The 11904-nt window shown below is 66.3% G+C and carries 13 protein-coding genes; 9 read left to right on the top strand and 4 right to left on the bottom strand.

Annotated elements, in window-relative coordinates; translation table 11 throughout:
• Positions 1-583 (top strand): MFS transporter (locus G3N99_RS24860; protein ID WP_346778499.1); only part of this gene is annotated, 583 nt, incomplete at its 5' end.
• Between the two features lie 215 nt (positions 584-798).
• Positions 799-1275 carry a DUF2501 domain-containing protein gene (locus tag G3N99_RS24855; protein WP_206123714.1) on the top strand — a complete coding sequence of 159 codons (477 nt, stop codon included), beginning with the start codon at positions 799-801 and terminating at the stop codon, positions 1273-1275.
• A 127-nt stretch (positions 1276-1402) separates the two neighbouring features.
• On the opposite strand, the gene G3N99_RS24850 is transcribed toward G3N99_RS24855, so the two are convergent.
• Positions 1403-1768 (bottom strand): hypothetical protein, encoded by a 366-nt coding sequence (locus G3N99_RS24850; protein WP_059234078.1) that lies wholly within the window; start codon positions 1766-1768, stop codon positions 1403-1405.
• 304 nt (positions 1769-2072) lie between these two features.
• Complete coding sequence (locus G3N99_RS24845; protein WP_206123713.1) at positions 2073-2834, bottom strand: hypothetical protein; 762 nt, start codon at positions 2832-2834, stop codon at positions 2073-2075.
• 124 nt (positions 2835-2958) lie between these two features.
• On the opposite strand from G3N99_RS24845, the gene G3N99_RS24840 reads away from it, so the two are divergent.
• The 3 genes from G3N99_RS24840 to G3N99_RS24830 all read left to right on the top strand — a co-directional run bounded on the left by G3N99_RS24840 (position 2959) and on the right by G3N99_RS24830 (position 6415).
• On the top strand, positions 2959-4395 hold the full coding sequence (locus G3N99_RS24840; protein WP_206123712.1) for an aldehyde dehydrogenase family protein: 1437 nt from the start codon (positions 2959-2961) through the stop codon (positions 4393-4395).
• A 122-nt stretch (positions 4396-4517) separates the two neighbouring features.
• On the top strand, positions 4518-5708 hold the full coding sequence (locus tag G3N99_RS24835; protein WP_206123711.1) for a nitronate monooxygenase family protein: 1191 nt from the start codon (positions 4518-4520) through the stop codon (positions 5706-5708).
• Between the two features lie 65 nt (positions 5709-5773).
• The gene (locus G3N99_RS24830; protein WP_174930820.1) at positions 5774-6415 is read left to right on the top strand and encodes an OmpW family outer membrane protein; all 642 of its coding nucleotides are present in this window, start codon (positions 5774-5776) and stop codon (positions 6413-6415) included.
• Between the two features lie 75 nt (positions 6416-6490).
• Here G3N99_RS24830 and G3N99_RS24825 read toward each other — a convergent pair whose 3' ends face one another.
• Positions 6491-6694 (bottom strand): DUF1289 domain-containing protein, encoded by a 204-nt coding sequence (locus G3N99_RS24825; RefSeq protein WP_043183034.1) that lies wholly within the window; start codon positions 6692-6694, stop codon positions 6491-6493.
• Between the two features lie 420 nt (positions 6695-7114).
• Here G3N99_RS24825 and G3N99_RS24820 point away from each other — a divergent pair, with 420 nt between their 5' ends.
• The 4 genes from G3N99_RS24820 (at position 7115) to G3N99_RS24805 (ending at position 11196) form a co-directional block, all read left to right on the top strand.
• On the top strand, positions 7115-8209 hold the full coding sequence (locus G3N99_RS24820; protein ID WP_174933906.1) for a polyamine ABC transporter substrate-binding protein: 1095 nt from the start codon (positions 7115-7117) through the stop codon (positions 8207-8209).
• A gap of 85 nt (positions 8210-8294) precedes the next feature.
• Positions 8295-9455 (top strand): polyamine ABC transporter ATP-binding protein, encoded by a 1161-nt coding sequence (potA, locus tag G3N99_RS24815; protein WP_206123710.1) that lies wholly within the window; start codon positions 8295-8297, stop codon positions 9453-9455.
• On the top strand, positions 9452-10378 hold the full coding sequence (locus tag G3N99_RS24810) for an ABC transporter permease subunit (protein ID WP_011352199.1): 927 nt from the start codon (positions 9452-9454) through the stop codon (positions 10376-10378). Before potA ends, G3N99_RS24810 begins: the two co-directional genes overlap by 4 nt.
• Entirely contained in the window at positions 10375-11196 is an 822-nt protein-coding gene (locus G3N99_RS24805) for an ABC transporter permease subunit (RefSeq protein ID WP_166964606.1), read from the top strand. Before G3N99_RS24810 ends, G3N99_RS24805 begins: the two co-directional genes overlap by 4 nt.
• A gap of 172 nt (positions 11197-11368) precedes the next feature.
• Here G3N99_RS24805 and G3N99_RS24800 read toward each other — a convergent pair.
• A partial coding sequence (locus G3N99_RS24800; RefSeq protein WP_206123709.1) for a TSUP family transporter occupies positions 11369-11904 on the bottom strand: 536 nt, incomplete at its 5' end.

The following is an 11904-nucleotide window of genomic DNA, read 5'->3' as shown; positions in this document are numbered from 1 at the left end:
TCGCCTGAAGCCGACCGAGCCGCGCCTGCGGCTGCCCTGGTTCAGCGCGCTGGCGCTTTACAGTGCCGTGATGATGGCGAACAGCGCCCTCGGGTTTTACGTGATCGACCGCCTGGTCGTGAGCGCGCAGGCCGCGCCGCTCATGACCGGTTATGCGCTCGGCAGCGCGGGCTTCGGGCTGATCGTGATGCAGGCGCTGGTCGGGCGTTTCCGGTCGGTTGCGCCGACGCAGTGGCTGCGCTGGGGGGCGCTCGCGGGCGGTGCCGGATTCGCATCGGTGCTGATGGTCCACGCGTCGCAGCCGCTGGCGCTGTGTGCGAGCTATCTCGTCGCGGCATGCGGGATGGGTGCGGCGTTTCCGGCCGTGGCGGCGCTGGCGAGCGCACGGGTGGCGCCGCACGAGCAGGCCGCCTGCGCGGGGGCGATGTCGATGGCCCAGGGGCTCAGCATGGTGATCGGGCCGCTGGCCGGCGCGATGCTGTACGAGCTGCATCCGGCCATGCCGTTCGCGTCGATCGGCGTGATGCTGGCACTCGTTTCCGTTGCCGCTTCATGGCGGGGATCGCGCGCGGCGGATGCATAGCGGCGCACATGCACGCACGGGGCGGCTGGCTGCGATGCGTGCGGCGCGAACGAGGGGCCGGTGAGCCGACGGGTGACGTCAAGCTTTGTCAAATTGTGGCGATATCACGATACCTGACGTTTCAGGCCGCATTCGAAGGCTGTATTGCACGGGTCGATTGAGTATCCTTGGATTCGATTCGCGGTACTCATGCCATCACAACCGGGAGGCTTCACATGAATGCACGTCTATACCGCGCGACCGTTGCCGGCGCGCTGATCGGATTGCTCGCGCCGTTTTCGGTGGCGCATGCGCAGCTGGGCGATGTCCTGAAGCAGGTCGGCGGCGGCGATTCAGGCGGTAGCGCGGGCGGTGCGCTTGGCAATCTCGGCGGCCTCGGCGGTGCATTGACGGGCGGGGGCGGTTCGTCGCTGATGCCGGGCAGCACCGGCAACGTCGCCGGCCTGCTGCAGTTCTGCATCCAGAACAATTATCTCGGCGGGGCGTCCGGCGGCGCGTCGTCGGTGAAGGACGCGCTGATGGGCAAGCTCGGCGGCAACGCGTCGTCCGACAGCGGCTATACCAGCGGCGCGAGCGGGGTTCTCGATGCCGGCAACGGCAGCAAGCTCGACCTGAGCGGCGGCGGCCTGAAGCAGCAGGTGACCAAGCAGATCTGCGACAAGGTGCTGACGCAGGCGAAATCGCTGTTGTAAGCGTTTGGCGCGTGGTGGTGCAGGGGGCGGTGCGACGCGTGCCGCGCCCGTCGATCATCGCGGCAGCCGCGAGCGCGTCGACGATAAGAAGGGCGGCCGCGCGATGTCGCGGCCCGCACGCATGGACTCAGTCGGCCAGCCGCTTGTCGGCGAGCGCCTTGCAGCAGTCTTCGTAGACCCATTGCACGAGTTTCGCCCGATAGTCGAGATCGTCGGTATCGACGATTTCCTCGACCGCGTCGCGCGCCCATGACGCATCGACGAACCCGGCATGCCGCTTCGCGATGTCCTGCGCGAGCGCCGCGAGCTTGGCAACGGCCAGCCAGTCGGCCTGGCGATGATGGCGGTCGAGCCAGCGGTGCGCGGCCTGGACCTGGAACGTGGCGTCCGGCCACGATTCGTTGAGGTAAAACGCGCCGAGGTTGCCGCAGGTGAGCCAGCAAAGCAGCTCGAGGCGGTCTTGCGAGCCGAGGGTATGGGGTGCGTCGGACATGGCAGCGCTCACGAAATACGTCGATTCCGGGCGGCGCCGGTTGCAATGGGCCGGTGCCGATAATAAAAACATAGCACGATGCGGGCCCGGCCGCGCATCCGGGCGGATGCTGACGTGGCGCCGGCGAAACGGACGCTGCGCCGGCGTGGACGGCCGACGGCGGAGTGAGGGGGGCAGCGGGAACGGAAAGTGCGCGAACGCGCGGTGAACCACTCGGGAAGAGGCGGCCGCTTGCGCCGCCGAGCGGGCCCGTTGCGGGGCCCGCCGCAGCCCGGCGCGCGGGCCGGGCTGCCGATGAGCGAACTCAGGTCGTCGTGTGCGTGGCGCGCGCGATCGTGCGGATGCTGCGCTCGACGCGGATCAGGATGATCAGCACCGCGAGCGACACGAACGAATACAGCGCGACGAGTGCGGCGACGCCCGCGTAGCGCGCGGTCTGGCCATTCTCGGCAGCCGTTTCTTCGGCGGCCTTCTTCTCGTTGTCGATCGCGGTCCGGCGTGCGTCGTAGCGCTCGGAGAAGTCGCGCATGACGGCCGACACGACGTCGGTGTACGCCTGCTCGCGCGCATATTCGTCGCCGTGACCGGTGACCTTCTTCTTGACGCTGGCCGCGACGTCCGCGCGCGACAGCACCTTGTCGAGATACGCGATCTGTTGCTCGTAGTAAGCGACGTCCGGATGGTCGTCGTCGCCGAGCACGCGCTGGAATGACGGCTCGTACGCGTCGCGATCGACCGCGTAGTCCGGCGACAGGGCCGTCCGGCCGTGCTTCTGCACGATGCCCGACAGTCGCGTCGACAGGCGCAGTGCGGGCGACGCGTCGTCGTCCTTGGCTGCCGCGCCGTCGGCGGCCGGCGTGGCCTTGGCGGGCGCACCGTTCTCCCACGCGAACGATGCAGGATCGACCTGGATGGCCGAATCGACTTTCGGCGGTTTCGACAGGCGCGCATCGAGTGCGACCGCGCCGAATATGACCCCGCCGATCAGGACTGCGGTCGCGAACAACAGCACGATCACGCGCAACACCTGAAGATAGCCGCCCTCGATTTTGGTCAGGATGCTCAAGGCATTCTCCTTTCTTATGATGAATGAGGCGCCGAGGCTAAAGACCTTTCTAATGGCTGTCAATCGTCACACCGGCAGACCGAAACGCTCGCTAGAATGTCGGCTTTCCTGGAGGCGGAAAGCGATGAAAATCTACGACCAGTTCTATATCGACGGCGCGTGGCGCAAACCGGCCGGCACCGGCACGATCGACGTGATCGACTCGGGCACCGAAGCCGTGATTGGCCGGATTCCGGAAGGCGTCGCGTCCGACGCGCAGGACGCGATCCGCGCGGCGCGCGCAGCCTTCGACGCATGGGCGGCCACGCCGCCCGCGACGCGCGCGGGCTACCTGCGCAAGATCGTCGAGCATCTGCAGGCGCGCAGCGAGGAGCTTGCGCAGTCGATCACCGGCGAAGTCGGGATGCCGATCAAGCTGTCGCGCGCGATCCAGGTCGGCGGCCCGATCTACAACTGGAAGGCGTACGCGAAGCTCGCCGAATCGTTCGAGTTCGAGGCACAGGTCGGCAACTCGCTCGTCGTGCGCGAGCCGGTCGGCGTCGTCGCGGCGATCACGCCGTGGAACTACCCGCTCAACCAGGTCACGCTGAAGGTCGCGCCGGCGCTCGCGGCCGGCTGCACGGTCGTCCTGAAGCCGTCCGAAGTCGCACCGCTCAACGCGTTCATGCTCGCTGAAGCGATTCACGAAGCCGGGCTGCCGGCCGGTGTGTTCAACCTCGTGTGCGGCTACGGCCCGGTGGTCGGTGAAGTGCTGGCCACCGATCCGGACGTCGACATGGTGTCGTTCACGGGCTCGACGCGCGCCGGCAAGCGCGTGGCCGAGCTGGCGGCTGCGGGCGTCAAGCGCGTCGCGCTCGAGCTGGGCGGCAAGTCGGCGTCGGTGATCCTCGACGATGCCGATTTCGCGACGGCGGTGAAGGGCACGGTCAACGCGTGCTACCTGAACGCGGGGCAGACCTGCTCGGCGCACACGCGCATGCTGGTGCCGGAAGCGCGCTACGACGAGGCGCGCGCGATCGCGAAGGCGGCGGCCGAAACCTACGTCGCCGGCGATCCGCGGCAGGATGCGACGCGTCTCGGCGCGCTGGCCTCGGCCGTGCAGCAGCAGCGCGTGCAGGACTACATCCAGCGCGGGATCGACGAAGGCGCGGAGCTCGTGACGGGCGGCACGGGCCTGCCGGCAGGGCTGGATAAAGGCTTCTTCGTGAAGCCGACCGTGTTCGGCCGCGTCGATCCGAAATCGACCATCGCGCAGGAAGAAATCTTCGGGCCGGTGCTGTCGATCATCACGTATCGCGATGAAGACGAGGCCGTGCGCATCGCGAACGATTCGCCGTACGGGCTCGGCGGCGCGGTGTGGGCCGGCAGCGACGAACGCGCGATGGGCATCGCGCGCCGCATCCGCACCGGGCAGGTCGACATCAACGGCGGCGTGTGGAACATGGCCGCGCCGTTCGGCGGCTACAAGCAGTCGGGTCACGGCCGCGAGAACGGCGTGTACGGGCTCGAAGAATATCTCGAGTACAAGTCGATGCAGCTCAAGCCCGCGAAGCCGGCCTGAGCGATTCTCACGGCCTGAACGGGAAACGGCACGCTCGCGTGCCGTTTTTTATTGACGGCCGTCAAGGTGCGCGTCGGTGGATCGTCGATCATCGCGGTTCCGATGTTCCGACGAGGTTTCAGATGACCGTACGCACTTCCTTTCCGCCGCTGACGATTCGCGGCCGCACCTTGCTGCCTGTCGTGCAGGGCGGCATGGGCGTCGGCATTTCCGCGCACCGGCTGGCGGGCAGCGTCGCGCGCGAAGGCGCGGTCGGCACGATCGCGAGCATCGACCTGCGCCACCATCATGCGGACCTGCTCGCGCGTTGTCGCGCGCAACCCGATCGTGCGACGCTCGAAGCCGCGAACCTCGAGGCACTCGCGCGCGAGATCCGCCTCGCGAAGACCTACAGCGAAGGGCGCGGGATGATCGCGGTCAACGTGATGAAGGCCGTGAGCGCGCATGCGGACTACGTGCGGGCGGCGTGCGACGAGGGGGCGGACGCGATCGTGATGGGCGCGGGCCTGCCGCTCGACCTGCCCGATCTCACGCAAGGACACGACATCGCACTGATTCCGATCCTGTCGGACAGTCGCGGGATCGCGCTCGTGCTGAAGAAGTGGATGAAGAAGGGGCGCCTGCCCGACGCGATCGTGATCGAGCATCCGGCGCATGCGGGCGGCCATCTCGGCGTCACGCAGATCGACGACATGCACGACGGCCGCTTCGATTTCGCGCGCGTGCTCGACGAGACCGCGCAGGTGATGGCGTCGCTCGGGCTCGCGCGTGAAACGATCCCGTTGATCGTTGCGGGCGGGATCAACAGTCACGACACGGTGCGCGCGGCGTTCGAGGCCGGTGCGAATGGTGTGCAGGTCGGGACGCCGTTCGCGGTGACGGAAGAAGGCGATGCGCATCCGCACTTCAAGCGCGTGCTGGCCGACGCGACGCCCGACGATATCGTCGAATTCGTCAGCGTGACGGGGCTGCCCGCCCGCGCGGTGAAGACGCCGTGGCTCGATCGTTACCTGCGCAACGAGACGCGCATTCGCACCAAGCTCGGCGCGCTGAAGCAGCGTTGCCCGACCGCGCTCGAATGCCTGAGCGTATGCGGCTTGCGCGACGGCATCGAGAAGTTCGGCCATTTCTGCATCGACACGCGGCTGGCGGCCGCATTGCGCGGCGACGTCGCGAACGGGCTGTTCTTCCGCGGCCGCGAAGCGTTGCCGTTCGGCCGTGCGATCCGCAGCGTGCGCGATCTGCTCGACCTGCTGCTGACGGGCTGTGCGACGGAGCCTGCGGCAAACCGTCCCACGTTTACGCTGGCTTGACGGATATCAAGACGATGAAAAGACCCTACAGGGAGAATGGAAACCATTCTTTGGGGGTCCGTACCATGCATAAAACGATTCGAACTTGTGTCACCGCCGCGGCCGTTGCAGCCGCTTTCGCCGCGATGCCGTCGCTGTCGCACGCGGCCTCGCCGGGCGACGGCATCAACCAGGGCGACGTCCTGGTCCGGCTGCGCGCGATCAGCATCCAGCCGAACGAGCGCGCAAGCGACACGCTGGGCGCGCTCAACGTCGGGGTGAACAACGCGATCGTGCCCGAGCTCGACTTCACGTACATGATCCGCGACTACCTCGGCGTCGAGCTGATCCTCGGCACCTCGCGGCATCAACTGACGTCGAGCCTCGGCAATCTCGGCGGCGTGGGCGTGCTGCCGCCGACGCTGCTGCTGCAGTACCACTTCAACCATGCCGGCAAGGTGCGTCCGTACGTCGGCGCGGGCGTGAACTACACGTACTTCTACAACAACGGGCTCAACGTCGGCGGGCAGGGCGTGTCGATCAACAAGAGCAGCTTCGGCCCCGCGTTGCAGTTCGGCGTGGACGTGCAGGTGACGAAGAAGATCTTCATGAACGTCGACGTGAAGAAGATCTGGATGAGCACGGATGCGACGCTCGGTGACAAGGGCATCGGCACGCTGCACATCGATCCGCTGATCGTCGGCGTGGGCGTCGGGATGAAATTCTAGACGCGGCGGGAAAAGAACAGAGTTGGGGTTGGCGGCATGGCGGTCGGCATGCCGCTTTTTTTTTGCGCGGCGGATTTACAGCTTGTCGTACTGGAAGCGCATCGCGGTGCCTTCGCGCGAGATGCGCTCCCAGATCGCGCGCTTTTCGTCGTCGCTCAGGAACACCCAGTTCGACACTTCGGCGGCCGTGCGGCCGCAGCCCTTGCAGACTTCGTCGAAGAGGGTCGAGCACACGCCGATACAGGGGCTGTCGGGCAGGTCGTGGAGATTGGAGGCCATCGGAAGGGTTCACGCAGTTGAATCGTCAGCCGCCATTTTAATGCATCGCGGCCGGACGGTCGGACGGGTGCGGCCGGCATGCCGTACCGGTGCAGCGGCATGACAGTACGACCGGGTTTGGGCACAGCCGCCAGGCGGTTCGCGTCCGGCCGGCGAACGCGGTTTCGCCGCCGCCTGTTTTTCCCGGTGGACAGCCGCCGATTACCCGATAGAATTCCCCGGGAACGCCTTGCCGCATGGGCGGCCAGCCTGGCCGGCGGCGGGAATCTGTTCCGTTTGCGCGACACCGCCATGATTTTTTTGTGACGGGGCGCGAATGATGGTAGTTTTCGGGGTTTTCGAGGGGCGGCGCGCCAGAATGCGCCGTCATGACGAGGCAGACGGCAGCCGGACACACGGTCCGGTCGGAGGGAGAACGGGATGAAAGCAAAGGTAGTGGGCCGGTTCGCAGCGCTCGCGCTGTGCGTGGGTGCATCGGCGGCAGCGGCGAAGGATACGCAGCTCAATGTCTATAACTGGTCGGACTACATTGCGAAGGACACGATCCCGAACTTCGAGAAGCAGACGGGCGTCAAGGTCCGCTACGACAACTACGACAGCGACGACACGCTGCAGGCGAAGCTGCTGACGGGCAGCTCGGGCTACGACATCGTCGTGCCGACCAGCAACTACGCGGGCAAGCAGATCGCCGCCGGCATCTTCGCGCCGCTCGACAAGTCGAAGCTGCCGAACCTCAAGTACCTCGATCCGCAACTGATGGCGCTCGTCGCCGGCGCGGATCCGGGCAACAAGTTCTCGGTGCCCTGGGCATACGGCACGACCGGTCTCGCGTACAACCTGACGAAGGCGCAGCAGGCGCTCGGCAAGGTGCCGCTCGACAACTGGGACATCCTGTTCAAGCCGGAAAACCTCTCGAAGCTGAAGACCTGCGGCGTGTCGGTGCTCGACGCACCCGACCAGATGTTCGCGGCGACGCTGCACTACATCGGCAAGGATCCGATGAGCACGAACCCGGCCGACTACAAGGCCGCGATGGAAGTGCTGAAGAAGATCCGCCCGTACATCACGCAATTCAACTCGTCGGGCTACATCAACGACCTGGTCGGCGGCGACATCTGCTTCGCATTCGGCTGGTCGGGCGACGTCGTGATCGCGAAGCATCGCGCGATGGAAGCGAAGAAGTCGTACAAGGTCGAGTACTACATTCCGAAGGGCGGCGCGCCGGTATGGTTCGACGTGATGGCGATCCCGAAGGACGCGAAGAACAAGGATGCCGCGCTGCAGTGGATCAACTACATCGAGGATCCGAAGGTGCACGCGGCGATCACGAACGCGGTGTACTACCCGAGCGCGAACGCCGAGGCACGCAAGTACGTGCGGCCCGACGTCGCGAACGACCCGGCCGTCTATCCGCCGGCCGACGTCGTGAAGACGCTGTTCCTGCTCAAGCCGCTGCCGCCTGAAATCCAGCGTCTGCAGACGCGTCTGTGGACCGAGCTGAAGTCGGGCCGCTGACACGCGCCGATGTTCCCGGCAGTCATGAAGCCCCTGGTGCCCCCGGGGGCTTTGTTCGTTCAACGCAGGAGAGAAGCAGCACATCATGAATAGCCAGTCGGGTGCGCCGGTCGCGGGCGCGCCGTCCTCCGTTTCCTCCTCCGGCGCCGATGCGCGCGCCGAGACCTTTGTCCAGATCGTCGACGTCGTCAAGAAATTCGGCGACACCGAAGCCGTGCGCAGCGTCAACCTGACCGTGCGCCAGGGCGAGCTGTTCGCGCTGCTCGGCAGCTCGGGCTGCGGCAAGTCGACGTTGCTGCGGATGCTCGCGGGCCTCGAGACGGTCACGTCGGGCAAGATCCTGATCGACGGCGAGGACCTCGCGCAGATGCCGCCGTACAAGCGGCCCGTGAACATGATGTTCCAGTCGTATGCGCTGTTCCCGCACATGTCGGTCGAGTCGAACGTCGCGTTCGGCCTCAAGCAGGAAGGCACGCCGAAGGCCGAGCTGAAGGAGCGCGTCGCATCGGCGCTCGAACTCGTGCAGATGAGCAAGTACGCGAAGCGCAAGCCGCATCAGTTGTCCGGTGGCCAGCAGCAGCGCGTCGCGCTTGCGCGTTCGCTGGTCAAGCGGCCGAAGCTGCTGCTGCTCGACGAGCCGATGTCGGCGCTCGACAAGCAGATCCGCCAGCGCACGCAGATCGAGCTCGTCAACATCCTGAACAAGGTCGGCGTCACCTGCATCATAGTCACGCACGATCAGGAAGAAGCGATGACGATGGCCAATCGCCTCGCGGTGATGAGCGAAGGGCAGATCGTGCAGATCGGCTCGCCGAACGAAGTGTACGAATATCCGAACAGCCGTTTCTCGGCCGAATTCATCGGCTCGACGAACCTGTTCGACGGCGTGACCGTCGAGGACGAGCCCGACCACGTGTACATCGAGTCGCCGGAGCTGCCGAGCCGGCTGTACGTGAGCCACGGGATTTCGGGCCCGCTCGGGATGCCGGTCACGGTGTCGGTGCGCCCCGAACGGATCGCGCTCACGCGCAAGCCGCCCGAAGGCGCGTTCAACTGGGCGCGCGGCCGGATCAGCAACGTCGCGTACATGGGCGGCTACTCGCTGTATCACGTGAAGCTCGACGGCGGCAAGACGGTGATCGCGAACGTGTCGAGCCTCGCGATTTCCGAGCTCGACACGCCGGCGCTCGGCGACGAGATCTACGTGCGCTGGAGCGCGACTGCGGGCGTGGTGCTGACGTCATGACCACGTTCAAGTCCCTGCTCGAGTGGCCGGTGCGGCGCTTCAACCTGACGGGCGCCACGGCGGTCGTCGCCGGGCCGTTCACGTGGCTCGTGCTGTTCTTCCTCGTGCCGTTCGTGCTGGTCGTCAAGATCAGCTTCGCGGAGCTGCAGCTCGGCATCCCGCCGTACACGGAGCTCGCGTCGTACACCGACGGCGTCGTGCACGTCGCGCTGAACCTGTCGCACTACGCGTTCCTGTTTACGGACAGCCTGTATTTCGCGACCTACGTGAACTCGGTGTGGGTGGCCGCGATCACGACGCTGCTGTGTCTGCTGATCGGCTATCCGATGGCGTACTACATCGCGCGCTCGAACCCGGCGACCCGCAACCTGCTGATGATGGGCGTGATGCTGCCGTTCTGGACGTCGTTCCTGATCCGCGTGTACGCATGGATCGGCATCCTGAAGAACAACGGGCTGCTGAACAACTTCCTGATGTGGATCGGCCTGACCCATACGCCGATCGAGCTGTATCGCACCAACTACGCGGTGTACATCGGGATGGTGTATTCGTACCTGCCGTTCCTCGTGATGCCGCTCTACGCGCACCTGGTGAAGATGGACCTGCGCCTGCTCGAGGCCGCGTACGACCTCGGCGCCAAGCCGTGGAAGGCGTTCGTGCAGATCACGCTGCCGCTGTCGAAGAACGGGATCATCGCGGGCTGCCTGCTCGTGTTCATCCCGGCGGTCGGCGAGTACGTGATTCCCGAGCTGCTCGGCGGCGCGAACACGCTGATGATCGGCCGCGTGATGTGGAATGAGTTCTTCAACAACGCAGACTGGCCGATGGCGTCGGCCGTGACCTGCGCGATGGTGCTGCTGCTGCTCGTGCCGATGGCGATGTTCCAGCACTTCCAGGCGAAGGAGCAGGGAGGCCGCCGATGAAGCCGAATCGTTACCTGCAGTTCGCGGCGCTGTTTGCCGGCTTCGCGTTCCTGTATATCCCGATCATCAGCCTGATCGTCTATTCGTTCAACGAGTCGAAGCTCGTCACCGTGTGGTCGGGCTTCTCGTTCCGCTGGTACTCGGCGCTCGTCGAGGACGACGAGTTGCTGACGGCCGCGTGGCTGTCGCTGAAGATCGGCGTGCTGACCGCGTTCGCGTCGGTGTTCATCGGCACGTGGGCCGGCTTCGTGCTCGCGCGGATGGGACGCTTTCGCGGCTTCGCGCTGTTCAGCGGGATGATCAACGCGCCGCTCGTGATTCCCGAGGTGATCCAGGGGATCTCGCTGCTGCTGCTGTTCATCGAGCTGGCGAAGTGGATCGGCTGGCCGGCCGAGCGCGGCGTGTTCACGATCTGGCTCGGTCACGTGATGCTGTGCATCTCGTACGTCGCGATCATCGTGCAGTCGCGCGTGCGCGAGCTGAACCCGTCGCTGGAGGAAGCCGCGCTCGATCTCGGCGCGACGCCGCTGAAGGTGTTCTTCACGATCACGCTGCCGCTGATCTCGCAGGCGCTGATCGCGGGCTGGCTGCTGTCGTTCACGCTGTCGATCGACGACCTCGTGCTGTCGGCGTTCCTGTCGGGCCCCGGCTCGACGACGCTGCCGCTCGTGGTGTTCTCGCGCGTGAGGCTGGGGCTGAATCCGGAGATGAACGCGCTCGCAACGTTGTTCATCGTCGCGGTGACGGCCGGCGTCGTGATTGCGAACTTCGTGATGCTGCGGCAGGAACGCAAGCGGATGGCGGGGTTCGCGACCTGACGTTCGGGTGGTGATCGCGATGAAAAACGCCCGGTGCCGACGATGAGTCGGGCCGGGCGTTTTGTTTGGCGGCGCCGCGCGTGGGGCGGTGCCGGTCAGTAAGCGATTGTGACGGATGATGGGCGTCGCGGGCGGGCGCGGATTCGATTCCCGCGCCCGGTCGTGCGCTGCGTTACGCGCCGAACGCCGCCTTCGCGAGCAGCCCCAGCGCGACGCACACGAGCACGGCCGCGAACCCGGCCTGTACATGTCGCGCGGAGAGGTGGTGCGACGCGCCGCGACCGGCGGCCATGCCGAGCGCGGTCGCGACGGCGAACCACAGCGTCACGTCGAGCGGTGCGCGCGTGCCCGACACGAGCGTGGCGAACACACCGCCGGTGCCGACGAGCGCGATCACCATCAGCGACGTCGCGACGACGCCATGCATCGACACGTTCGTGAACTTGCGCAGCATCGGCACGATCACGAAACCGCCGCCGACGCCGAGCAGTCCCGTCATCAGGCCCGTCATCGCGCCGGTCGACGCGAGCGCGACGCCGACCGGCCAGGACCACACGAGCCGGCCCGTATCGGGATTCACGCGGCCGACGCACAGCGGCGACGCTTCCGCGTCGACCGGCGCGTGGCGCAGCGCCTGCAACAACAGGCGGCCGGCGACGACCAGCATCGTCAGCGCGAACAGCGCGAGCAGCAGGCGTTGCGGCAGCA

It is taken from the genome of Burkholderia sp. Ac-20392, from assembly GCF_017104585.1.
Taxonomy (GTDB): Bacteria; Pseudomonadota; Gammaproteobacteria; order Burkholderiales; family Burkholderiaceae; genus Burkholderia; species Burkholderia lata.
The sequence above is the reverse complement of the archived record's forward strand: the minus strand, read 5'-3'. Positions and strand labels throughout refer to the sequence as shown.